Here is a 22,655-nt window from a genome sequence, read left to right on the forward strand (position 1 = left end):
TAGTCGGGGACGGGAGGGGGAGAAGCCATGAATCTCATGACGTTGGTGCCGGACTGGTTGTTCTGGGCACTGATCGGACTGCTGGTGCTTGCCGCGCTGCAGGACTCGGTGATGCTGAAGATCAGCAACTATATCGTGGGTGCGGTACTGATCCTCGGGCTGGTTGCGGCAGTGGTCGCGGGCCCCCGAGTCGATCTGTGGGAGAATGGGCTCGTCTTCGTTCTCGCGCTTGTGATCGGCACCTTCCTGTTCGGCCGCGGAATCCTTGGCGGCGGTGACGTCAAACTGTTCGCCGCGACCGTGCTCTGGTTCGAGCTCGGCGGATCGCTCCGCTTCCTTATCTGGACCGCGATCAGCGGCGGCATCCTCGCCGTGCTGATCATCATCCTGCGGACCTTGCCCTGGCCCGATGCGCTGCGCTCGCGCGTGCGGGTGCTCCAGCCCAAGGCCGGCATCCCCTACGGCATCGCCATCGCCGCAGGCGCGATCATCGCCAGCCTGCAACTGTCTGCGCTGCCGAAGTTCTGATCCGCCGGTGACCCGCGCAGCCCTGATCGCCGCGGCGCTGCTCGGGCTGGCGGCGCCAGCGCCGGCGCAGCGGCTGCTTCACGCAGGGACCGACTGGGCGGCCTTCGAGCGCCCGGGTGGCCTGTGCGAAGCCGTCGCGCGAAGCGAACTTCAGGCACTGCCCGGCCGCCCGCAGGCCCGCGCGGCCTTCGCCTTCACCCGCGACGGTCGCCGGCGGGGACAGTTGCACCTGCTCTTCGCGCGGCCCGTCCGGCCGGGCTCGGCCGCGGTGCTGACGATCGGCGGCGGCACCTTCCTTCTCGTCGCCGAGGGCAATAGCGCATGGAGCCGCGGCCCCGAGCAGGAGCGGGCCATTATCGCCGCGATCCGCGCCAACGGCGAGATGCGGGTTCGTGCGCAGGGCCTCGGGGCAAGCATCAGCGACCGTTACCTCCTGGCCGGCGCCCCCACCGCGATCGACGCTGCCGCCATCGCCTGTGCTCCCTGAGCGAAGCACTGGAAGAATCGGGCAAAAGCGACTACATGGCCGCTCTCCCATGAGCGCTGATACCTCCCTGATGCCGATCCCCGGCCCGGTCGACCCCGTGCCCGTCCCCCGCCCCGAGCCGAGGAGCGACGACCCGCGTGTCGAGCTTATCGGCCTCCCGCGCGAGGGCATCCGTGCCGCGCTCGAGGCCGCCGGGATGGACGCGCGCCAGGCCAAGCTTCGCGCCAAGCAGCTGTGGCATTGGATCTACAATCGCGGCGTCACCGATTTTTCGCTGATGACCGACGTCGCCAAGGCCCAGCAGCCCTGGCTCGCCGAGCGTTTCCGTATCTCGCGCCCCGGCGTCGTCGAGGCACAGGTGTCGTCGGACGGAACCCGCAAGTGGCTGCTCCGTACCCACGACAACCATGACTTCGAGATGGTCTTCATCCCCGATGCGGACCGCGGCACCCTGTGCGTCTCGAGCCAGGTCGGTTGTACGCTCAACTGCCGCTTCTGCCACACCGGCACCATGCGCCTCGTCCGCAACCTCGAGCCGCATGAGATCGTCGGCCAGGTCATGCTCGCCCGCGACGCGCTTGGCGAGTGGCCGAGCCAGCCCGACGGGCGCATGCTCACCAACATCGTCATGATGGGCATGGGCGAGCCGCTCTACAATTTCGACAATGTCCGCGACGCGCTGAAGATCGTCATGGACGGCGACGGCCTCGGCCTCTCGAAGCGCCGCATCACCCTCTCGACCTCGGGCGTGGTCCCGATGATGGCGAAGGCGGGTGAGGAAATCGGCGTCAATCTGGCGGTGTCGCTGCACGCGGTCACCAAGGAGATCCGCGACGAGATCGTGCCGCTGAACCGCAAGTACGGCATCGAGGAACTGCTCCAGGCCTGCGCCGACTATCCCGGCGCCAACAATGCCCGCCGCATCACCTTCGAATATGTGATGCTCAAGGACAAGAACGACAGCGACGACCATGCCCGCGAGCTGGTCCGCCTGATCCGTCACTATCGCCTTCCGGCGAAGGTCAATTTGATCCCGTTCAACCCCTGGCCGGGCGCCGAATATGAATGCTCGACGCCCGAGCGCATCCGCTCCTTCTCGAACATCGTATTCGAGGGCGGGATCTCGGCGCCCGTGCGCACGCCGCGGGGCCGCGACATCGACGCCGCCTGCGGGCAGCTCAAGACCGCCGCCGAGAAGAAGCGCCGCGCCAACCTCGACCGGGAGCAGGCCGCCTGACGAGGCGTTGACGGGAGATGGCTAGCCTCGCTCCCGCCGAACGCCTCCGCCGCGCCATCGCCGGCGGCGTGATCGGCTTCTTCAACGACGCCGAGCGCGGCCAGCAGCCGATCTTTCGCGCCGACGATTCCCTCTGTCCGCCGGACGGCGTCGCCTGGAAGGTCCATGCCGACGTCGCCGGGATGATGGTCGGAGGCATTGCCGCGCTCCTCTGGCAGATGCTTCATCCCAAGGCGCTGGCCGGAGTCTGGGACCACAGCGACTTCCAGCGCAACATGCACGGGCGGCTGCGCAACACCGCCCGCTTCATCGCGGTCACGACCTATGGCGCGAGGGCCGATGCCGAGGCGGCGATCGACCGCGTCCGCCGGATCCACGATCATGTCGGCGGAACCCTTCCGGGCGGCGAGCCTTATGCCGCCAGCGATCCCCGCCTGCTCGCCTTCGTCCACCTCGCGGGCTCGGCCATGTTCCTCGCCGGCTATCGGCGCTTCGCCAATCCGCTCATGCCGGCCCGCGATCGCGACCGTTACTGGCAGGAAGTGGCGGTGATCGCGCGATTGCTCGGCGCCGACCCGGTTCCGCTCAGCGAAGCCGAGGCAGAGGCGCTCGCCCGCGACTTCCTCCTCGAGCTTCGCGCCGACGAGCGCAGCCGGACCATCCGCGATATCATCCTCAACGCGCCGCCGCAGCGGCTCCGCCTGCTTCCGGTGCAGAGCCTGCTCACTCGCTCGGCGGTCGACCTTTTGCCCCCCGAAGTGCGCCACCTCCACGGCCTCAAGGGCAGCGGACTGGCGCGACCGACAACCCGGGCCGCGACCTTCGGCCTCGCCTCGACGTTGCGTTGGGCGCTCGCGCCGAGCAAGAAGGAGGCATGATCCTCCAACGGCTGCTCGGCGACCGCATCACCGATGGCACTCTCACCGTCCTCCTGCCCGACGGCGAGCGGACCACGCTTGGTGCGGGCGAACCCCATGTCATCGCGCGGATCCACGACCGGGCGGCCCTGCTCCGGCTCGTCCGCCATCCAAGGCTCGCGTTCGGCGAACTCTACATGGATGGGCGACTGACGATCGAGCAGGGCACCCTCCTCGAGCTTCTCACCATGGTGGTCGGGGCCAATCGCTTCGAGGATGGCGGCCATGGCGGGCGGCTCAAGAAGCAGGTCTCGCTGCTGAAGCGTTTCCTTCCGCGCCGCCGCAACGACGCCAAGCTGTCGCGCCGCAACGTCGCGCACCACTACGATCTCGACGAGCGGCTCTACCGGCTCTTCCTCGACCCGGACATGCAGTACAGCTGCGCCTACTTCTACGATCCCGCCAACGACCTTGCCCAGGCACAGGTCGACAAGAAGGCGCATATCGCCGCCAAGCTTCACCTGAAGCCGGGCCAGCGCGTGCTCGACATCGGCTGCGGCTGGGGCGGAATGGCCCTGACTTTGCATCGCCTCGCCGACGTCGACGTCCTTGGCGTCACCCTGTCGGAGGAGCAGCTACGCGTCGCTCGTCAGCGCGCCGCCGACGCCGGGGTCGCCGACCGGGTGAAATTCGAGCTGATCGACTATCGCGCCGTCACCGGCCGCTTCGACCGGATCGTCTCGGTCGGCATGTTCGAGCATGTCGGCACGGCGCATTATCACGAATTCTTCGCCAAGTGCCGCGACTTGCTCGCCGACGACGGCGTGATGCTGCTCCACACGATCGGCAAATATGGCAAGGCCGGGAAGCCCGATCCCTTCACCGACAAGTGGATCTTCCCCGGCTACCACCTGCCGAGCCTCAGCCAGATGATGGCCGCAAGCGAAAGCGTCCGGCTGATCGCGACCGACGTCGAGACCCTCCGCCTCCATTATGCCTATACGCTCCGCGCCTGGCTCGCCAATTGCCACGCCCACCGCGCCGAGATCGAGGCACTCTACGACGCCCGCTTCTTCCGGATGTGGGAATTCTACCTCGCCGCGGGCGCCGTCGCCTTCGAGCAGGGCGCGATGAACAATTTCCAGGTCCAGTATGTCCGCGACCGGCGCGCGCTGCCGATCACGCGCAACTATATGCTCGAGGACGAGCAGCGCTACCGGACAGCCGAACGCCGATAAGGAAAGGGCCCGGCAGTTTCCTGCCGAGCCCTTTCCCCGATTGATCGGCTGACTTTAGCGGACCGGAGCCGGCCGCTGCTGCGGCCACTGCTGCCGCGCCTGCTGGCGCTCGTCCTGCGTGACCCGGCCGTCGCGATTGCGGTCGGCCTGGTCGAAGCGCTGCAGCGCCGCGGTCTCGGCCTCGGCGAGCGAGATGCGGCGGTCGCCATTGGCGTCGGCGCGGCGCATCATCCCGCCGCCCATCCGCTGCATGCCCATCCGGCGGCCGTTCATCGCGCCGCGCGGACCGCGCTCGCCGCGCATGGCCTCGGCCCGGGCGAATTCGTCGCGGCTGATCATGTTGTCACGGTTGGTATCGAGCCGCTCGAACATCGCCATCCGGCGCGCCGGATCGTCACGACGTTCGCCGCGAAGCTTCTGCTTCTGGCCCTTCATCGCCTGGCGGTCGTTCCGCGTGATGAAGCCGTCGCGATCGGAATCCATCCGGGCGAACATGGCGCGCACGCGGTTCACGACCTCGGCCCGGGTCTGGACCCCGTCGCGCTGCGCCATCGGCGGGATCGGCTTCATCGGCGGCGGCGGGGGAACCTGCGCAATGGCGGCCGAAGCGGCCAGAAAGGCACCCGCCGCGATCAGAACCTTCTTCATCGAAAACCTCCAAAAGCCCCTGCGATGAAGGGAGCTTTAATGCGGCTCGGCTGAACCGGGGGTGACAGGAGGAACGCAAGGTGCAAGGGGCGACGGCCACGCCCATGATTCCGCCCGCAGCGCCCCCGACACCTAGAGGAGCCCCCCGTCCGTGGTGGGAGACGCGCGCCTTCGTGGTCGCGATGGTGCTCCTCGCGGCCGTGCCTTTGCTCTATCCGCCCGTGCCGCCGCTGGTCGATCTGCTCGGGCACATGGGCCGCTACCGGGTGATGCTCGATGGCGACGCGCCGAGCCTCGCCGCCGTCTACCAGTTCCGCTGGGCGCTGATGGGCAATCTCGGGGTCGATCTCCTCGTCTATCCGCTGGCCAAGCTGATCGGGCTCGAGCCCGCGGTGAAGCTGGTCGTCATCGCCATTCCGATGATGACCGTGGCGGGCATGTTGTGGGTCGCGCGCGAGGTCCATCACCGGCTCCCGCCGACGGTGATGTTCGCGCTGCCGTTCGTCTACGGCCACCATTTCCTGTTCGGCTTCGTCAATTACGCGCTGAGCGTCGGCCTTGCCCTGCTCGCCTTCGGCCTGTGGCTACGGCTCGGACGCCTTCGCCGCTACCGGCTGCGCGCTGCGCTCTTCGTCCCGATCAGCATCCTCGTCTGGCTCTGCCATGCCTTTGGCTGGGGAATGCTCGGGCTGCTGGCCTTCTCGGCCGAAGTCGTCCGCGCGCACGACGATGGCCGAAGCTGGTGGAAGGCGATCCTGCGCGGCACGGGGCAGGCGCTGGTACTCGCGCTTCCGGCCGTGCTCATGCTGCTGTGGCGCGACGGCGCGGGCGGCCAGACCGCCGACTGGTTCAACTGGACCAACAAGCTCTTTTCGCTCCGGACGGTGCTTCGCGATCGCTGGATGAGCTGGGACATGCTCAGCTTCCTCGTCACGATCGCCGTCTTCCTGTTCGCGATCGTCTATCCGCGCCTGACCCTGTCGCGGATGCTGACCTTCACCGCGCTGATACTTGCCGCCACCTTCGTGATCCTGCCGCGGATCATCTTCGGCTCGGCCTATGCCGACATGCGCCTGATGCCGTTCGTGCTGGCCATGGCGCTGCTCGCGATCCGCTTCCGCCGCGACACCGATCTCAAGGTCGGCTGGGTGCTGGCGAGCCTCGCCCTCGTCTTCCTCCTCGCCCGCACCGCCAGCGTCACCTGGAGCCTCAAGCTCGCCAGCGACGAATATGACCAGCAGCTCACGGCAATCGAGAAGCTTCCCGTCGGGGCGCGGGTGGTGTCCATGGTCGGCCTCGGCTGCACCCGCGATTCGAGCTGGCCGATGTGGCGCAACGCGCACCTCGGCGGGATGGTCGTGGTCCGCCGCCTCGGCTTCTCCAACGACCACTGGGACGTCGAGGGCGCCAAGCTTCTCACCGTAATCAACGATCGCGCGGGCTTCTGGCGCTACGATCCGTCGAACCTCGTCGTCGCCAACATTTGCCCGGCGCGCTGGGCCCGGCCGATCGGTCCGATGCTGGCGAGATTCCCGCGGCAGGCATTCGACTATCTCTGGCTGATCAATCCGCCGCCCTATGATCCGGCACAGGTCGCGGGGATGGAGAAGGTCTGGTCGCTGCCCGACGGCTCGGCCCTCTACCGCATCCCGAATCAAGGCGCTAATCCCGCCCGATGATCGGCCTTTCCATCGTCGTTCCCTGCTTCAACGAGGAAGAGTGCCTGCCGCTCCTCCACCAGCGGCTGAGCGGGGCGGCCCGGACCTCGTTTGGCGACGATTACGAGATCATCCTCGTCAACGATGGCTCGCGCGACGCGACCTGGTCGATCATGCAGGACCTCGCCGGCCGCGACCCGAACCTCACCTGCGTCAACCTGTCGCGTAACCATGGTCACCAGCTGGCGCTCACCGCCGGGCTCGACCTCGCCCGCGGCAACCGGATCCTGATCGTCGACGCCGACCTCCAGGATCCGCCCGAACTGCTCGCCCCGATGCTAGAGGTGATGGACCGCGAAGGCGCCGACGTCGTCTATGGCGTCCGTCGCAGTCGTGCCGGCGAGACCCGCTTCAAGCGCGCCACCGCCCATGCCTTCTATCGCCTTCTGTCGAGCGCGACCGAGATCGACATTCCGCTCGACGCCGGCGACTTCCGGCTGATGAGCCGGCGGGCGCTCGACGTGCTCCTCGCCATGCCCGAGCAGGCCCGTTTCGTCCGCGGCATGGTCGCCTGGATCGGCTTCAAGCAGCTGCCGTTTCTCTACGATCGCGCCGAGCGGGCCGCGGGCGAGACCAAATATCCGCTGTCGAAGATGATCCGCTTCGCGCTCGACGCGCTGACCGGCTTCAGCTCCGCCCCGCTCAAGCTCGCCAGCCATGTCGGTCTGCTGCTGAGCGTCGGCTCGATGCTGATCATCCTCTACATCCTCTACGCCTTCCTCGCCGGGCGTAGCATCCCGGGCTGGACCTCGCTGATGCTGGTCGTGGTGGTGATCGGCGCGGTGCAGATGTTCGTGCTGGCGATGATGGGCGAATATATCGGCCGACTCTACAGCCAGGCCAAGCAGCGCCCGCTCTACATCGTCCAGGATATTGCCGGCGAAGCGCGGAGCCCCCGCAAGGGCCTCGGTCAGGTGCCCGAGGCGACGACCCAAAGCGACAGCCCGGGCGGCAGCGGCACCTTGCCGATCAGCCGCGCTTCCTGAGCGAACACCGCTTCCAGCGCCTTGTTGACCGGCGCGGGCGGGAGCGTGTCGTCGCCATCTTCCTTGCCGGTGATCTTGCCCGCGGCCCGGGCCGCGATGGCCACCGGGAAGAGCAGGCTGTTGAGATAGCCCATCCGCTCGATCTTGAGCGGTGAGCCGGCGAACAGCGCCTTCAGGGCCTTCTTGGAGTAACGGCGATGATGGTGGTTCACCACGTCGTGCGCCGACCACATCCACTGGTGCGCGGGAACGGTCATCACGAACCGGCCACCGGGCTTGAGGCAGCGGGCGATCCCCGCCAGCGCCGCTCGGTCGTCCTCAATATGCTCGATCACGTCGAACGAGGCGATGAGGTCGAAGCTCTGGTCGGCGACGCCGGGGAGGTCGGGGAGGGGGGCCGAGCCGATCGGGCGACCAAGCCGTTTCTCGGCCATCCGCCGGGCTTCGGGGTCGACCTCGATTGCCTCGACCATTCCGAACCGGTCGAGCATCGACAGATTGTGCCCGGTCCCGCAACCGACCTCGAGGATCTTGCCGTTGCGGCGGGGGCGGGCGACCCGCGAGATCAGCGAAGCCAGCACATGGCGGCGCGCGCGGTACCACCAGTGAAGCTGGTCGAGCTCCGCCATGCGATCATAAACCTGACGTTCCATCAGCGAAAAACCCACCAGCGATTGAGTGCAAAGGTTGCGAACGGGGTGATGAGGACGGCCGGGACCAGCGGCCACCAGGTCGGCCCGTGAAGGATGTCGGTCGCGATCCAGGTGAACAGCGCATTGAGCGACATGCCGAAAGCCTGGACGATCAGGAACTGCCCCTTGGTCCGCGGATCCTCGACCTTGCCGTGGCCCTTGAAGCTCCACCGGCTGTGCAGGAAGAAGCCGACCGTCACCGCGACCACGAAGGCGATGATGACCGCGAACACCGGCCACATGACATAGGTGGCGAGCGGCCAGTAGACCACGGCGTAGAGCAGGGTGAGGCCGATGCCGACGACGCCGAAGCGCATCAGCTGGCCCAGCATTTCGCGGCGGCGGGGATCGGAAGACAGGGTGGTAATGACCATCCTCTTGCCCTCTAGCGGCGAGTCCCTAGAGCAGCAACGCGCTGAACCGGCGTATCCAAGGGAGTGGTGGCGGGTGCCGGAACGTCTGTTGGGGTGGATGGAGCGCCATTGGCGCCAGGTGGTGGTGCTGACCTGGCTCGCCGCCTGCACGGTCTTCCTGTGGCAGCGCTGGGGGGTGATCCAGTCCTTCGGCCTCGGCGATACCGACGACAATCTGCGCATCGCGCAGGTTCGCGCATGGATGGCAGGCCAAGGCTGGTTCGACCTCCGCCAATATCGCTTCGATCCCGCCTTCGGAGGCGCCAACATCCACTGGAGCCGGATCGTCGATCTTCCGATCGCCGGGCTGATTCTCCTCGGACGCCTGTTCATGAGCGGTGCGGCGGCCGAGCGGATGGCGGTCGCGGTCGCACCGCTCCTCCCCTACGTCATTCTCCTGATGGGAGTGGCGCTCACCGCCCGCCGGCTGGTCAGTCCGGCAGCTTTCATCGCCGCCCTCATCACGCTCTACTTCGCCGGCTCGACCAACGGCATGTTCATGCCGACGCGGATCGATCACCACGGCTGGCAACTGGCGATGCTCAGCCTGGCGATGACCGGGCTCGCCGATCCCGACCGGCGCCGGGGCGGGCTTACCGTGGGCATCGCCACCGCGATCAGCCTCTCCATCGGCCTCGAGATGCTGATCTATCTCGCGCTCGCCGGGGTCGCGCTGGTGCTGATGTGGGTCGCCGACCGCACCGAGCGCGACCGGCTCATGGCCTATGCCGTGAGCCTTGCCGCCGGCTGCAGCCTCGGCTTCCTGCTTTTCGCAAGCTACGCCAATCGCGCGCCCGTCTGCGACGCCTTGTCGCCGGTCTGGCTGTCGGATGCCCTGCTCGGCGGCGGACTGCTGCTGCTGCTCGCCCGGAGGAGCCCCGAGCGCTGGCCGGTCCGCCTCGCCATCGCCGCCGTGGCGGGGGTCGCCATTGCGGCCTTCCACGCCCTCGCCTGGCCGCACTGCCTGTCGCGCCTCGAAGGCGTCACGCCCGAGGTCCAGCGCCTCTGGCTCGACAATGTCCGCGAGGCACGGCCGATCACCCGCCACAGCTGGCGGACGATGGTCACCGTCCTGTCGCTTCCGGTCGTCGGGCTGCTCGGCTGGCTGTGGCTGGTCTGGCTGCACCGCCGCGACGAGGCCCGGCTGCCTCGCATCCTCGCGCTCGCCGTCATCGCCGCCGCCGCCTTCGGTCTTCTCTTCTGGCAAACGCGCGCCGGTCCCGCGGCGCAATTGCTCGGCGTGGTCGGCTGTGCCGCACTCATCGCGACTCTCCTGCCGCGGCTCTGGCACGCCAGGAACAGCCTGGTCGTGATCCTCGGCAGCAGCGCGCTCGTACTCGTCGGGAGCGGCGCCGCAGCCCCGGCCGTCCTGTCGTTCTTCCCCGAAAAGCAGGTCGCGCAGACCCCCGCCCAGCGGGCCAACAACCGCGCCAACCGGCTCTGCCCGACATTGTGGGCGATGCGCCCCGTCGCCCGCCAGCCCAAGGGAATGGTCTTCACCTTCATCGATCTCGGCCCGCGGTTGATCGCCGTGACCCATCATGACGCGCTCGGCGGCCCCTACCACCGCAATGGCCAGGCGATCGCCGACAGCATGAACGCCTTCCGAGGTACCCCCGAGCAGGCGCGGGCGCTCATCATGAAGCACCGCTCGGACTATCTGCTGGTCTGCCCGCAAATGAACCAGGCGACCATCTTCACCGCCCGCACGCCCAAGGGCTTCTATGCACAGCTCGAGAAGGGCGCGACCTTCCCCTGGCTGCAGCCGATCGACCTCGGTGCCGACAGCCCGCTCAAGATGTGGCGGGTGGTCCGCTAGCCGGCGAGGCCGGGGAGGCTTCGTTCGAGCCCGTCGAGCACGAACTGCACCGCCAGCGCGGCGAGGATCACGCCGAGGATCCGGGTGATCATCGCCTCGAGCTTGGCGCCGATCAGCCGCATCAGCGGCCCGGCGGCGAGGAGGGCGGCCAGCGTGAGCGCGATCACCGTGGTCATCGCGCCGAGCACGACCGCCTGCTGGACGATCCCCTCGGCTCGCGCCGAGAGCAGCATCATCGAGGCGATCGATCCCGGGCCCGCGATCATTGGGATCGCCATCGGGAAGACCGAAATGTCCTCCGCCTCGGGGGTCCCCTCGATCTCCCGCGCGCGCTCCTCGCGCCGCTCGGTCCGCTTCTCGAACACCATGTCGAGCGCGATCATGAAGAGCATGATTCCGCCGGCCAGTCGGAAGGCCGAAAGGCTGATCCCGAGCGTCTTCAGCAGCGGTTCGCCGAGCAGGGCAAAGAAGGTGAGGATGCACCAGGCGACCAGCGCCGAGCGGATCGCCATGCGCCGGCGATGGATCGCGTCGGTCCCCTTGGTGAGGCCCGCGAAGATCGGCGCGCAGCCTGGCGGGTCGATGATGACCACCAGGGTGATGAAGGCCGAGGTGAAGAATTCGATCACCGGGATGACGATGCCCTCACGTTGAGGTCGGCGACCGTCTCGAACCGCCGCCCGGTCCACAACTGTACCCGCGTCCGCCGCGCGCCGTCGGCGGCGACGGTCCAGCGGAACAGGAGGGTTCCGTCGGCCGAGCGCGAGAAGCCGCTGTCACCCGGCGGGGCGGTGCGGTTTGCCGGATTGCCGTAGACGCGGTCGATCTGGCGCAAGCGGGCCGCACGATTGGTGCAGGCCGCGGTCCTTACCTGCGGGGTCGCCGGCGCCGCCATCGGTGTCGCCAGCGCGTCGCCGCCGTCCACCGTCCAGCGCCAGTCGCCGCTCGGCTGCTTCATCCAGAGGGTCACGAAATAGCCCTGCGTGCCCGGCATCTGCCAGGGCCCGGTGTTGACCGCGGTCCGCCCGTCGCAGCTGACCCAGCTCTTCGCCGGCTGCCAGCGCACTGCGACCGCGGGCTCCTTGCGATCCTTGAAATAGTCCTGTGCCCAGACCGCCTGCGGATCGAACATCACCGCGGTGGGATCGGCCCATTTTCGGAAGGCGGCCCACTGGCCCATCGCCTGGGCGTCGGTCGCGAAGACCCGCTCGGCCTCGACCGCCGTCGCCGGCTGGGTCGCGGCAAGCATGGCTGCAAGAAGGATCATCGTCACAGGCCCTCGGGGGCGGGCAGGCCGGCCCGGCGGTGCGCTGCGACCAGCGTGTTGCGAAGAAGCATGGCGATGGTCATCGGCCCGACCCCGCCCGGGACCGGCGTGATCGCCCCGGCGACCGCGCTCGCCTCGGCGAAGGCGACGTCGCCGACAAGTCGGCTCTTGCCTTCCTCGGCCCCGGCGATGCGGTTGATGCCGACATCGATCACCGCCGCGCCCGGCTTGATCCAGTCGCCGCGGACCATCTCGGGCCGGCCGACCGCCGCGACCAGGATGTCGGCGCCGCGGCAGACCTCGGGCAGGTCGCGCGTGCGGCTGTGGGCGACGGTCACGGTGCAGCTTTCGCCGAGCAGCAGCATCGCCATGGGCTTGCCGACGATGTTCGACCGCCCGATCACCACCGCATGGCGACCGCTGAGGTCGCCCAGCTCGGCCTTGAGGAGATGAAGGCAGCCGAGCGGAGTGCAGGGGACGAGCGCCGCCGGATCGCCGACCGCCAGCCGCCCGGCGTTGACGACGTGGAAGCCGTCGACATCCTTGTCGGGATCGATGGTCGCAATCACCCGCGCCGCATCCATGTGCGGCGGAAGCGGCAGCTGGACGAGGATGCCGTCGACCGCCGGGTCGGCGTTCAGGCGCTCGACCAGCGCGAGCAATTCCGCCTCGCTGGTGTCGGGGGCGAGCGCGTGATGCACGCTCTCCATGCCCGCGTCGCCCGTCGCAGCCCGCTTGGAGCGGATATAGACCGCACTTGCCGGATCCTCGCCGACCAGCACGGTCGCAAGCCCGATTTTCCGGCCCTGATTGGCCGCGAACAGGCCGGCGAGATGGCCCACCCGTTCACGCAGCGCCAGCGCCGCCGCCTTTCCGTCGATCACCCGTGCCGGCACGATCTTACATCCCTGGTGGGGGAAGCGACGCCATCGCGTTGCTGATCACCGGGTTGATCAGGATCCCGATCAGCAGCAGCACCACGACCGGCGACAGGTCGAGCCCGCCGAAGTCGGGCAGGATCTTGCGGAACGGCCGGTAAAGCGGCTCCAGGAACCGGTCGAGGCCGACGAGGAAGCGACGGACGCCCTGGCTCGACGTGTTGAGGACGTTGAAGGCGACCAGCCAGCTCAGGATGACTTGGATGATGATCAGCCACCACAGCAGGTTGAGCAGGATGGTGGCGATCTCGAGCAATGTGCGGAGGATCATGTCCGGCCTCTAGCGTAGAGGGCGGCCCCCCGGCAACACGGGCTCAGGGGGCCGAACGGTCCGCTTCGGCGATCGCCAGCAGCAGCGCGAAGTCGCCTTCGGGATCCTTCCATTCGTCGACCGGGGTCCAGCCGCCGGCGGCGAGCAGCAGGCGCGCGCTCTCGCTCGTATATTTGTGGCTGTTCTCGGTATGGATGCTCGACCCCGCCGCAAGGGCGAAGGACTGGCCGTCGATAGCGAAGGTCACGTCCTCGACCGCGACCAGATGCATCTCGATCCGCGACAGCATCGCGTTCCAGCGCGCCTCGTGGCGGAACGCCGACACCGGCACGTCTCCGCCAAGCTCGCGGTTGATCCGCTCGAGGAGGTTGAGATTGAACGCCGCCGTCACGCCCTGCGCATCGTCATAGGCCGCGGTCAGCCGACCGACGTCCTTCACCTGGTCCATGCCGATCAGCAGCATCGAGCCCGTGCCTAGCGTCTCTCGGAACGAGCGCAGCAGATCGACTGCGCTTGCCGGCACAAAATTGCCGATCGTCGACCCGGGGAAGAAGCCGAGCCGCGGCTGGCGCCGGACCGCTGCGGGAAGCGGGAAGGGGCGGGTGAAATCGGCTTCGATCGGTTCGATCGCAAGCTTGGGAAAGCGCTCCTGGAGCTTGCCCGCGCTGTCCCGCAGGAACTCGCCACTGATGTCGACCGGCACGTAGAGCGCGGGATCGATGCCCTCGAGGAGCACGGGGGTCTTGGTCAGTGAGCCCGCGCCATAATCGACCACGGCCCGGCCGGGACCGACCCGCGCCGCAATGTCGGCCATCGCCCGGCCGAGGATCGCGGTCTCGGTGCGCGACGGATAATATTCGGGCAGCCGGGTGATGTCGTCGAACAGCGCCGAGCCCTTCTGGTCGTAGAACCAGCGAGCGGGGATCGCCGGAGGCTCCTGGCGAAGGCCGGACAGGACGTCGTGGAGAAAGGCGGGATCGACCCGCTCAGAGATCGCGAGCAAGACGGACTCCCGTGAACTGCCAGCGCGCGGCCGGCGGAAAGAAATTGCGATAGGAGGCGCGCGAATGGCCCCGCGGGGTGGCGCAACTCGCCCCCTTGAGGATCATCTGCCCGCTCATGAACTTGCCATTATATTCGCCGACCGTGCCCTCGGGCGGGCGGAAGCCGGGGTGCGACAGATAGGCCGATCCGGTCCAGCACCAGACGTCCCCGAACAGGCCGCCACCGGCCCGGGGCAGGACCGCCCCGGCCGTGTCGAGCTGATGGCCACCCGATGGATCGGCACCACGCGCCGCATCCTCATATTCGGCCTCGATCGGAAGCCGCGCGCCGGCCCAGCGCGCGAAGGCGTCGGCCTCGTAGAAGCAGACGTGCGCGACCGGTGCGGCGGGATCGAGCGCGCGGACCCCGGCGAGGGTGAAGCTGCTGCCATCCCCCTGCCAGTAGAGCGGCGCCGTGACATTCTCGCGGCGCACCCAGTCCCAGCCATCGCTCAGCCACAGGCCAGGCGTCCGATAGCCGCCGTCTGCTATGAATTCGGCCCACTCGCCGTTCGTCACGGCGCGATCGGCGAGCGCATGCGGCTGCAGCCAGGTCTGATGCCGGGGGCGCTCGCAATCGAACGCGAAGCCCGCGTCGCCGGCGCCGATCTCGACGAGGCCCGAACGTCCTTCGATCCACTGAACCGGCGCTGCCGGTACCGCGTCCATCGGCGGCAGGCTGCCATAAGCGGGGAGCAGGGGATTGGCGGCGAAGGTCGCGAGGATGTCGGTCAGGAACAGTTCCTGATGCTGCTGCTCGTGATTGATGCCGAGCTCGACCAGCGTCCGCGCATCCGCCCCGAGCGCCGGCATCGCCGTCTCGAGCGCCGCGTCGACATGGCGGCGATAAGCGCGCACCTCGTCGAGCGTCGGGCGGGCCAGCATGCCGCGCCGGTCGCGCGCCAGCCGCTCGCCCGCGCCTTCATAATAGCTGTTGAAAAGGAAGGCGAAGCGCTCGTCGAACGGCCGATAGCCCGGCACGTGCTCGGCGAGCACGAATGTCTCGAAGAACCAGCTGGTATGCGCGAGATGCCACTTGGCCGGGGAGGCGTCGGGCATCGGCTGCACCGTCGCCTCCGCGTCGCTCAGCGGCTCGGCCAGCGCCAGCGTCAGCGCCCGGACCTCACGCAATCGTTCGTCGAGCGACGCTTCGCGGACGGGCAGCGCGACATTCATCCTGCTTACTTTACCCCAGGATAGGTCTTGTCGGCCAGCAATTGCGCGAGGTGCGCCGTGTTCACCGCCAGCGTCTTAATCGCCGCCGTGACCTCGTCGGGCACCTTGGGCAGGTCCTTGAAGTCGGTCTTGTGCATCGCTTCTCCGACCCAGTAGGTCGCCGAGGCGGCGGGGATGGTCCAGCCCACGTCGTTCAGGCCCTGGAAGAGGTCGGCGGTCACCCGATGCGCGCCATCCTCGTTGCCGACGATCGCCGCCACCGCGACCTTGCCGCTGCTTGGCATCCGGCCCTGCTCGTCGGTTTCCGAGAGAAAGGCATCCATGCGCTCGAGCACGAGCTTGGCCTGGCTCGACAATTGTCCGAGCCAGATCGGAGTCCCGAAGACGAGGATGTCGGCGTCGAGGATCTTCTTGCGGATCGCCGGCCATTCGTCCCCATCGCCTTCGTCCGAGCTCACGCCCGGCTTGATTCGGAAGTCCGCCAGACGGATCGTCTCGGTCCATTCGACGCCCTGCTCGCCAAGCGCATCCTTGACGAGGTCGATCATCTTGTCGGTGGACGAAGGCTCCTTGCCGCTCGGCTTGAGGGTCGCGTTGATCGCAATGGCTTTGAGGGTCACGAAGGCTCCGGGGCTAGGATATATTAGTCACAACCCCCGGCATTCGTTTCAGTGCCGTACCTGACCCAACAACTAGGTTCGGGTGGCACCCGGCTGCCACAATACGTCGCCGCCCCGGTCCCTGGCAACGAACCGCGCCATCACGAACAGATGGTCCGACAGGCGATTGAGATAGGCGAGGGCGTGCGGATTGATGGCTTCCTCAGCCCCCAGCGCGACCGTCCAGCGCTCGGCCCGGCGCGCCGTCGCGCGGGCAAGGTGAAGCGCCGCGACCGCCGCCGATCCGCCCGGCAGGATGAAGCTCGTCAGCGGCGACAGCTCGGCGTTCATCGCATCGATCTCGCGCTCGAGCCGCTCGACCTGCTCGGGGACGATCCGCAGCGCGCCTTCCATCTCGCCCGGCGTCGCAAGGTCCGCGCCGAGGTCGAACAGCTCGTTCTGCACCCGCGACAGCGACGCCGCTGCCTCATCCTCGAGCGAGACGAGCGCCAGCCCGATCGCGCTATTGGCCTCGTCGACCTCGCCGATCGCATGCATCCGCGCGGACGCCTTGCTGATCCGGCTGCCGTCGACCAGCCCGCTGTCCCCGCCGTCGCCGGTCCGGGTGTAGATCTTCGTCAGCTTGACCAGGGTCTTACTTCCCTGCGCTGGCGAGAAGCAGGATGGCGGCCGCGATGAAGACGGCGATGCCCTGGTAGAGGACGCGCTTGCGCATCCACTGCTGCTGCTGTTCCTGGTTCCCGACCTTGCCCGACGCCATCGCGAGGACGCCGCGGACGAGAACATAGGCGGTCGCCGCCATGGCGAGCACCAGCGCGATGATGAGAAGCGTGTTCATAGCCGTCCCTACTTAAGCCTCCGCAAGCCGATAACCAGTGGGCAGAATGTCCATGCCGAGGTCGCGGGCGAGCGCCTTGCCGTCGACCCCCGCCTCGCGCATCGCGGCGAGGGTCGGCGCCTGGTCGCGCTTGGCCAGCCGCCGTCCGTCCTCGTGGCACACCAGCCGGTGGTGGCAGTAGGTCGGCTCGGGCGCCCCGAGCAGCGTCTGCAGCAGCCGCTGGACCGGGGTCGAGGGCCTGAGGTCGGCTCCGCGCACTACGCAGTCGACTCCGCTTTCCCAGTCGTCGATCACGCACGACAGATGGTAGGAGGAGGGCGCGTCCTTCCGCGCCAGCACCGCGTCGCCGATCATCGCGTTAGTGCCCGCGAAGGTCCGCCCGTCGGTTTCCCGCCACCCGGGTACCCCGCCGACGAGCGCGATCGCCTTGCCTGCGTCGAGCCGCCAGCTGTGCGGGGTCGAGGCGCGGCGCTCGGGGTCGTCGGCAAGGCCGCGGCAGGTCCCCGGATAGGCGCTTCCCGCATCACCGTGCGGGGCGGTCAGCGAGGCGGCGATGTCGGCGCGGGTACAGAAACAGGGATAGACCAGCCCCATTTCCTTCAGCGCATCGAGCGCCGCGGCATATCGTTCGGTCCGCGCCGACTGGACGATCGGCGCCCCGTCGAAGGCCAGTCCCAGCCAGGCGATGTCCTCGGCGATGGCGGCGACGAACTCGGACCGCGCCCGCCCGGGATCGAGATCCTCGATCCGCAGCAGCCAGCGCTCTCCGAGGGCCTGCCCGTGCACCGCGCTATAGGCATGGCCGAGATGAAGCCGGCCGGTCGGGGAGGGGGCGAACCGGGTGATCACTTCGCGCGCAAAGCCCCTTGACCGCGAATCGGCAACTTGCGATTCATCAGGGCGTCACATCGGCTTGGCAACCGATGGGCACAAGGGAAGCGGCCGAAGACGGTCTCTCCTCCTTGCGTGCGACGAGGCCGGAGAGGCGCGTTCGGCAGGACCGAACGGAGACCTGAGCGCTCGTGTATCATCCCGATCTTATCCGCCACCCCGACAGCTGTCCGGCGCTGGTGCTGAACGCCGACTATACCCCGCTGTCTTATTATCCATTGAGCCTGTGGCCGTGGCAGACCGCGATCAAGGCGATGTTCCTCGAACGGGTGGACGTCATCGCCCATTATGACCGCGAGGTGCATTCGCCGAGCCATACGCTGAAGCTGCCGAGCGTGATTGCGCTGCGCCAGTTCGTCCGGCCGAGCGAGCATCCCGCCTTCACCCGCTTCAATCTGTTCCTCCGCGACCGCTTCCGCTGCGTCTATTGCGGCAGCCACCGCGAACTGACCTTCGACCATGTCATCCCGCGCGCACAGGGCGGGCGGACGACCTGGGAGAATGTCGCCACCGCCTGCGCGCCCTGCAACCTCAGGAAGGGCGGGCGCACCCCGCGCCAGGCCGGCATGTCGATCGCGCACTGGCCCGAGCGTCCGACCAGCTGGCAATTGCAGGACCATGGCCGTGCCTTTCCGCCCGGCTACCTCCACGAAAGCTGGCGCGACTATCTTTACTGGGACGTCGAACTGGAGGCCTGACCGCCCGCTTTTCCTAACGTCTCGTTAACCATTTCCCACCACTATGGGCGAATGCCCCGCCCCGTCCCATCCGCGCGTCGTCCCAGGCTCCTCGTCGTGACGCCGAACCGTGGCCATCTGTCGCTGCTCGCGCGGCGGCTCGGGGACGAGGGTTATGCCATCGCCGCCGCGTCCGACGGAGCTGGTGCGCTCGGGGAATTGCATCGCGGCCAGGTCGACCTCGTCCTTGCCGAACTGGTGATGACCCCGATGAGCGGGCCCGAGCTGACCCGCGCGATCCGCGAGCAGGCGGCGTTCGCGAACCTTCCCGTTCTGCTCCTCGCCGGCCGGTCCGAGCCCGACCCTGCCGTCCGCGCCTACGCCGCGGGCGCCGACGACGTCATGCTCAAGCCCTTCCACTTCGAACTGCTGGTCGCCCGGATCGAGCGCCGCCTCGCTGCCGCCCGCCAGCTCGCCGCCCTCCGCGCTGACATGGACGCGATGGACGCCCGTGCCGCCCTGAAGGCGATCGAGCTCGGCGAACTCAAGGACCGCATGTACGCGCTCGAAGCCGAGCGCCGGCGCCAGACCGCCTAGAGGCCGGCCATCGCCTCGCGCACCAGCGGCGCGAGGTCCGGCCGGGCCATCGCCAGCTTGAGCGTCGCCAGCACATAGCCTGCCCGGTCGCCGCAATCGTGGCGGACCGCGTCGACCTTGACCGCATGGAACGGCTGGCGGCCAATCAGCTTGGCCATGGCGTCGGTCAGCTGGATCTCGCCGCCCGCGCCCGGCTCCTGCGCGTCGAGCACGTCCATCACTTCGGGCTGCAGGATGTAGCGCCCGATCACGCCCAGCCGCGACGGCGCCACTTCGGGGGCCGGCTTCTCGACCAGGCCGCGGACCTCGGTCAGCGCGCCATCGCTCGCGCCTGGCGTGACGATGCCGTAGCTCGCGGTCTTCTCGGCCGCGACTTCCTCGGCGCAGACGATGTTGCCGCCGACCTTGTTATAGGCCTCGACCATCTGTTTCAGCGCACCCGGCGTGCCGGCCATCAGGTCGTCGGGCAGGAGCACCGCGAACGGCTCGTTGCCGACCACGTGTCGCGCGCACCAGACCGCATGGCCGAGGCCCAGCGGCTGCTGCTGGCGGACGCTGATCAGCTCGCCGAAATCGGCCCGGCTCTGCTCGAGCACGTCGAGGCTCTTGCCCTTGCCCTTCATCGTCGTCTCGAGCTCGAACGACATGTCGAAATAATCGACCAGGCTCGACTTGCCGCGCCCGGTCACGAAGATGAGCTGTTCGATTCCCGCCTCGCGCGCCTCGTCGACCGCATATTGGATCAGCGGACGGTCGATCACCGTCAGCATTTCCTTGGGCATGGTCTTGGTCGCGGGGAGCAGGCGGGTGCCGAGACCGGCGACGGGGAAGACGGCCTTGCGGACGGGCAGAAAAGCAGAACTCATTGGGGCTCCTGGACTCCGGTCTGGTTGTTCGCAGGCGGAGCGCTGCTGTCGCCTTCCGGTTCCGCCGCCGATTCCGCGCCGCTCGGCGGGGGGAGGTCGAAGCGGTCCGGACGGCGCGGTTCGGACCGGCGCAGGATCTCGTCGACCCGGACCGGGCGCGCGATCGCCGGCGGGGTCAGCAATTCCTCGGGGGTCGGGGTGGTCGTCGCCAGCTTGGGCTTGACCGGAAGCGGCTGGCCCGGCGGCGGCTTGAGGTCGCCGACCGACCCGCAGGCGCCGAGCGCGAGCGCGGCGCCGATGGGCCAAAGCCCAAGCTTGTAAGGCAGACCCCTTGGCGGGTAGCGCAACGTCATGCGAGCTCTTTTCCTGGCCGCCGCACTGGCGGCGCTGATGACCGGCGGCTGCGATAGGCAAAGCACCGGGCAAAGCCAAGCCGACGACTCCCCCGCCAAGGCCGCAAGCCCCGGCGGGCCCGGGCTCGACCGCTCGCAGGCGGGCAAGCCGATGCCGGCCGTGACCATTCTCGACGGGGACGGGGAGGAGACCAGCCTGTCGGCCGCTGCCGCGGGCAAGCCGTTGCTGGTCAACCTCTGGGCGACCTGGTGCGCGCCCTGCATCAAGGAACTGCCGACCCTCGACGCGCTCGCGGACCGTAGCGGCGCACCGCAGGTGCTGGCGCTCAGCCAGGACATGCAACCCCAGCCGACCGTCGCCGCCTTCCTCGACGAGAAGAAGATCGGGCTCGAGGCATTCCAGGACAAGGAAATGGCGGTGTCGGGCGCGCTCGGCGTCCAGATCCTGCCGACCACCATCCTCTATGGCTCGGACGGGAAGGAGATCTGGCGCTATTCAGGCGACCTCGACTGGACCGGACCCGAAGCCGCCAAGCTCCTCGCCCAGGCGCGCTAGCGACAGCGCCGGGGGGCTGGAAATGAGATCGATCGTCGGGGACCGAGCCGCCTGGTTCTGGGCGGGCTGCGCCGCCATCAGCGCCGGCGTCCTCCTCCACCTGCCGATGCTCGCCATGGCGCACCGCATGGGCAACCACCTCGTCGGGATGCCCGTCGACTGGCAGATGATTGTCGGGATGGGCCTCATCGGTCTTGGCGTCCCGCTCGCCTGCTGGGGCGCCCTCCCGCGCCACCGTGCGCCCCATGGCGACGCGGCTGGCACCAATTACGAGGCGCCCAACAGCACGCCCCTCAACCGCTGGCACGCCGCGGTACTGCTCGTCCTTACCCTCGGCCTCGTCATCGACGTGATGAAGCCCGCGACCCTCGGCTTCGTCCTCCCCGGTCTTGCCGCCGAATATGGGATCGAGCGAAGCACCGCGGCGCTGCTCCCGCTGACCGCGCTGATCGGGACCACGGTCGGCTCCTTCCTGTGGGGCTGGCTCGCCGACGTCTACGGCCGCCGGGTCTCCATCCTCCTCTCCTCGATCCTGTTCGCCTCAACCGCCATCTGCGGGGCGATGCCGTCGTTCGGCTGGAACCTCCTCATGTGCTTCCTGATGGGCTCCTCGGCGGGGGGCATGCTGCCCGTCGTCTACGCCCTCCTCGCCGAGGTGATGCCGCCGCGCCATCGCAGCTGGGTGCTCGTGCTGGTCGGCGGGACCGGCCTCGTCGGCGGCTATCTCGCGGCAAGCGGCGCCGCGCATGCGCTCGAGCCCGTCTACGGCTGGCGCTCGCTCTGGCTGCAGGGATTTCCGAGCGGGCTCCTCCTGCTCGCGCTCGCCCGCTTCATCCCCGAGACACCGCGCTTCCTCGCCGAGCAGGGCCGGACCGAGGAGCTGCGCCTCATGGAGCAGCGCTTCGGCCTCGTTCCAAGGCCGCGCGCGCCGGCGCCCGCCGATGCCGCCGCGGCGGCCGCCAGCCACGGCCGGCTGACCCTCGCCCTCGTCGTCGCCGCCCTCAGCTGGAGCTTCGTCAATTTCGGACTTCTGCTCTGGCTCCCGAGCGACCTTCAGAGCCGCGGCTTCAGCGCCGAGCTCGCCAGCGGGATCCTCGCCCGTTCCTCGCTGCTCGCGCTGCCGACGATCCTCCTCTGCGCCCTCTTTTATGCGAAGTTCAGCAGCAAGTGGACGCTCGTCGCGACCATCCTCCTGACGCTCGTCGGTCTGGCCGGTGCCCTGCTGCCCGCGTCGCTGCTGAGCTGGCAGCCCCTGCTGGTCGCGGTGATCGCGCTGCTCATCCTCGGCACCAACGGCACCATCGCCGTACTGCTGCCCTATACGGCCGAAAACTATCCGCTCGGCACACGCGGTCGGGCCACGGGGCTCGTCGCCGGAAGCAGCAAGTTTGGCGGGGTCGCGGTTCAGGTCGCGGCGCTGGTCGGCTTCATCCCGACCCTGACCGGCGCCGCGCTCGCGCTGGTCGTCCCGACGGCATTCTCGGCGGTGCTGCTCGGCTGGGCGGGCCGCGAGACGCGCGGCCGAAGCCTGCGCGAGCTTGAGGCCGGCCAGTCCTAGCGGCTTTCGAGCGCCTTCACCTTGGCATTGGCCTCGGCCCGGACCGCCTCGGCCCGATCATTGCCCTGCTCGCGCGCGAGATCGGCCTGCTTCTCCAGCGCCTCGGCCTGGATCTCCAGCCGCTTGCCGTCATAGCCCGAGACCTGCTTGGCCCGCTCGCGCAGGCCCTTCGCCTCATTGTCGAGCGGATCGGCCTGCTTGTCCGCCTCGCTCTCGATCGCGTCCGCACGGGTATCCGCTTCCGCCTTGATGTCGTGAATCTGTTGCTCCTGCGGCGTGCGCGAGCAGGCCGCGAGAAGCAGCAGCGAAAGCGTCAAGGCGGTCGAGCGCATCATTTCCCTCATCTTTGTTCCCGTGCCGGAACGCTCGATGCGGGCCCCG

Annotated in this window: 28 protein-coding genes; 12 read left to right on the forward strand and 16 right to left on the reverse strand. The window is 68.5% G+C overall.

Annotated elements, in window-relative coordinates:
- Positions 1-27 precede the first annotated feature (27 nt).
- The 5 genes from AC4GYU_RS04825 to AC4GYU_RS04845 are packed head-to-tail and all read left to right on the forward strand — an operon-like array spanning position 28 to position 4,347.
- Complete coding sequence (locus AC4GYU_RS04825; protein WP_491085763.1) at positions 28-528, forward strand: A24 family peptidase; 501 nt, start codon at positions 28-30, stop codon at positions 526-528.
- Positions 529-535: 7 nt separating this feature from the next.
- Positions 536-1,015 carry a hypothetical protein gene (locus AC4GYU_RS04830; RefSeq protein WP_491085764.1) on the forward strand — a complete coding sequence of 160 codons (480 nt, stop codon included), beginning with the start codon at positions 536-538 and terminating at the stop codon, positions 1,013-1,015.
- 49 nt (positions 1,016-1,064) lie between these two features.
- Positions 1,065-2,252 (forward strand): dual-specificity RNA methyltransferase RlmN, encoded by a 1,188-nt coding sequence (gene rlmN / locus AC4GYU_RS04835; RefSeq protein ID WP_491085765.1) that lies wholly within the window; start codon positions 1,065-1,067, stop codon positions 2,250-2,252.
- 17 nt (positions 2,253-2,269) lie between these two features.
- Entirely contained in the window at positions 2,270-3,130 is an 861-nt protein-coding gene (locus tag AC4GYU_RS04840; protein ID WP_491085766.1) for an oxygenase MpaB family protein, read from the forward strand.
- Positions 3,127-4,347: a class I SAM-dependent methyltransferase gene (locus AC4GYU_RS04845; RefSeq protein WP_491085767.1), complete on the forward strand. Its 1,221-nt coding sequence runs from the start codon at positions 3,127-3,129 to the stop codon at positions 4,345-4,347. Before AC4GYU_RS04840 ends, AC4GYU_RS04845 begins: the two co-directional genes overlap by 4 nt.
- Positions 4,348-4,401: 54 nt before the next feature.
- Here AC4GYU_RS04845 and AC4GYU_RS04850 read toward each other — a convergent pair whose 3' ends face one another.
- Positions 4,402-4,995, reverse strand: a complete 594-nt coding sequence (locus AC4GYU_RS04850) for an EF-hand domain-containing protein (protein ID WP_491085768.1) — start codon at positions 4,993-4,995, stop codon at positions 4,402-4,404.
- Positions 4,996-5,099: 104 nt separating this feature from the next.
- Between AC4GYU_RS04850 and AC4GYU_RS04855 the strand changes: the two genes are divergently transcribed.
- Together AC4GYU_RS04855 and AC4GYU_RS04860 are read left to right on the forward strand one after the other, a co-directional pair.
- Positions 5,100-6,674 (forward strand): hypothetical protein, encoded by a 1,575-nt coding sequence (locus AC4GYU_RS04855; protein WP_491085769.1) that lies wholly within the window; start codon positions 5,100-5,102, stop codon positions 6,672-6,674.
- Entirely contained in the window at positions 6,671-7,699 is a 1,029-nt protein-coding gene (locus AC4GYU_RS04860; RefSeq protein ID WP_491085770.1) for a glycosyltransferase family 2 protein, read from the forward strand. Before AC4GYU_RS04855 ends, AC4GYU_RS04860 begins: the two co-directional genes overlap by 4 nt.
- On the opposite strand, the gene AC4GYU_RS04865 is transcribed toward AC4GYU_RS04860, so the two are convergent.
- On the reverse strand, positions 7,624-8,352 hold the full coding sequence (locus AC4GYU_RS04865; protein WP_491085771.1) for a class I SAM-dependent methyltransferase: 729 nt from the start codon (positions 8,350-8,352) through the stop codon (positions 7,624-7,626). The two genes, AC4GYU_RS04860 and AC4GYU_RS04865, sit on opposite strands and share 76 nt — an antisense overlap.
- Complete coding sequence (locus tag AC4GYU_RS04870; RefSeq protein ID WP_491085772.1) at positions 8,352-8,765, reverse strand: GtrA family protein; 414 nt, start codon at positions 8,763-8,765, stop codon at positions 8,352-8,354. Before AC4GYU_RS04870 ends, AC4GYU_RS04865 begins: the two co-directional genes overlap by 1 nt.
- Positions 8,766-8,838: 73 nt before the next feature.
- On the opposite strand from AC4GYU_RS04870, the gene AC4GYU_RS04875 reads away from it, so the two are divergent.
- Positions 8,839-10,623, forward strand: coding sequence for an AcrB/AcrD/AcrF family protein (locus AC4GYU_RS04875; RefSeq protein ID WP_491085773.1), 1,785 nt, complete (start codon positions 8,839-8,841; stop codon positions 10,621-10,623).
- On the opposite strand, the gene AC4GYU_RS04880 is transcribed toward AC4GYU_RS04875, so the two are convergent.
- From AC4GYU_RS04880 to gluQRS, 10 genes are all read right to left on the reverse strand, one after another.
- Entirely contained in the window at positions 10,620-11,252 is a 633-nt protein-coding gene (locus AC4GYU_RS04880; protein WP_491085774.1) for a MarC family protein, read from the reverse strand. The two genes, AC4GYU_RS04875 and AC4GYU_RS04880, sit on opposite strands and share 4 nt — an antisense overlap.
- The gene (locus AC4GYU_RS04885; protein WP_491085775.1) at positions 11,249-11,890 is read right to left on the reverse strand and encodes a hypothetical protein; all 642 of its coding nucleotides are present in this window, start codon (positions 11,888-11,890) and stop codon (positions 11,249-11,251) included. The genes AC4GYU_RS04880 and AC4GYU_RS04885 overlap by 4 nt, the downstream gene beginning before the upstream one ends.
- A 2-nt stretch (positions 11,891-11,892) precedes the next feature.
- A complete protein-coding gene (gene folD, locus AC4GYU_RS04890; protein ID WP_491085776.1) occupies positions 11,893-12,786 on the reverse strand; it encodes a bifunctional methylenetetrahydrofolate dehydrogenase/methenyltetrahydrofolate cyclohydrolase FolD in 894 nt (297 codons plus the stop codon).
- Between the two features lie 4 nt (positions 12,787-12,790).
- Positions 12,791-13,099: a YggT family protein gene (locus AC4GYU_RS04895; protein ID WP_491085777.1), complete on the reverse strand. Its 309-nt coding sequence runs from the start codon at positions 13,097-13,099 to the stop codon at positions 12,791-12,793.
- A 43-nt stretch (positions 13,100-13,142) separates the two neighbouring features.
- Positions 13,143-14,102 carry an L-histidine N(alpha)-methyltransferase gene (egtD, locus tag AC4GYU_RS04900; RefSeq protein ID WP_491085778.1) on the reverse strand — a complete coding sequence of 320 codons (960 nt, stop codon included), beginning with the start codon at positions 14,100-14,102 and terminating at the stop codon, positions 13,143-13,145.
- Positions 14,086-15,318, reverse strand: a complete 1,233-nt coding sequence (gene egtB, locus AC4GYU_RS04905) for an ergothioneine biosynthesis protein EgtB (RefSeq protein ID WP_491085779.1) — start codon at positions 15,316-15,318, stop codon at positions 14,086-14,088. Before egtB ends, egtD begins: the two co-directional genes overlap by 17 nt.
- Before the next feature lie 5 nt (positions 15,319-15,323).
- Complete coding sequence (locus tag AC4GYU_RS04910) at positions 15,324-15,938, reverse strand: flavodoxin family protein (RefSeq protein WP_491085780.1); 615 nt, start codon at positions 15,936-15,938, stop codon at positions 15,324-15,326.
- Between the two features lie 72 nt (positions 15,939-16,010).
- Positions 16,011-16,568, reverse strand: a complete 558-nt coding sequence (locus AC4GYU_RS04915) for a cob(I)yrinic acid a,c-diamide adenosyltransferase (protein WP_491086879.1) — start codon at positions 16,566-16,568, stop codon at positions 16,011-16,013.
- 4 nt (positions 16,569-16,572) lie between these two features.
- Positions 16,573-16,776 (reverse strand): HIG1 domain-containing protein, encoded by a 204-nt coding sequence (locus AC4GYU_RS04920; protein ID WP_491085781.1) that lies wholly within the window; start codon positions 16,774-16,776, stop codon positions 16,573-16,575.
- Between the two features lie 12 nt (positions 16,777-16,788).
- Positions 16,789-17,625 carry a tRNA glutamyl-Q(34) synthetase GluQRS gene (gene gluQRS / locus AC4GYU_RS04925; RefSeq protein ID WP_491085782.1) on the reverse strand — a complete coding sequence of 279 codons (837 nt, stop codon included), beginning with the start codon at positions 17,623-17,625 and terminating at the stop codon, positions 16,789-16,791.
- A 173-nt stretch (positions 17,626-17,798) separates the two neighbouring features.
- On the opposite strand from gluQRS, the gene AC4GYU_RS04930 reads away from it, so the two are divergent.
- Together AC4GYU_RS04930 and AC4GYU_RS04935 are read left to right on the forward strand one after the other, a co-directional pair.
- Positions 17,799-18,365: an HNH endonuclease gene (locus AC4GYU_RS04930; RefSeq protein ID WP_491085783.1), complete on the forward strand. Its 567-nt coding sequence runs from the start codon at positions 17,799-17,801 to the stop codon at positions 18,363-18,365.
- 96 nt (positions 18,366-18,461) lie between these two features.
- Positions 18,462-18,941 (forward strand): response regulator, encoded by a 480-nt coding sequence (locus tag AC4GYU_RS04935; RefSeq protein WP_491085784.1) that lies wholly within the window; start codon positions 18,462-18,464, stop codon positions 18,939-18,941.
- Here the strand turns inward: AC4GYU_RS04935 and AC4GYU_RS04940 are convergent.
- On the reverse strand, positions 18,938-19,807 hold the full coding sequence (locus AC4GYU_RS04940; RefSeq protein ID WP_491085785.1) for a UTP--glucose-1-phosphate uridylyltransferase: 870 nt from the start codon (positions 19,805-19,807) through the stop codon (positions 18,938-18,940). The genes AC4GYU_RS04935 and AC4GYU_RS04940 overlap by 4 nt on opposite strands.
- Positions 19,804-20,160 (reverse strand): hypothetical protein, encoded by a 357-nt coding sequence (locus AC4GYU_RS04945; RefSeq protein ID WP_491085786.1) that lies wholly within the window; start codon positions 20,158-20,160, stop codon positions 19,804-19,806. Before AC4GYU_RS04945 ends, AC4GYU_RS04940 begins: the two co-directional genes overlap by 4 nt.
- Between AC4GYU_RS04945 and AC4GYU_RS04950 the strand changes: the two genes are divergently transcribed.
- The gene (locus tag AC4GYU_RS04950; RefSeq protein ID WP_491085787.1) at positions 20,159-20,716 is read left to right on the forward strand and encodes a TlpA family protein disulfide reductase; all 558 of its coding nucleotides are present in this window, start codon (positions 20,159-20,161) and stop codon (positions 20,714-20,716) included. The two genes, AC4GYU_RS04945 and AC4GYU_RS04950, sit on opposite strands and share 2 nt — an antisense overlap.
- 22 nt (positions 20,717-20,738) lie before the next feature.
- The gene (locus AC4GYU_RS04955; RefSeq protein WP_491085788.1) at positions 20,739-22,274 is read left to right on the forward strand and encodes an MFS transporter; all 1,536 of its coding nucleotides are present in this window, start codon (positions 20,739-20,741) and stop codon (positions 22,272-22,274) included.
- Here the strand turns inward: AC4GYU_RS04955 and AC4GYU_RS04960 are convergent.
- A complete protein-coding gene (locus AC4GYU_RS04960) occupies positions 22,271-22,609 on the reverse strand; it encodes a hypothetical protein (protein ID WP_491085789.1) in 339 nt (112 codons plus the stop codon). The genes AC4GYU_RS04955 and AC4GYU_RS04960 overlap by 4 nt on opposite strands.
- Positions 22,610-22,655: the final 46 nt, after the last annotated feature.

Source organism: Sphingomonas sp. SP2 (assembly GCF_058313385.1).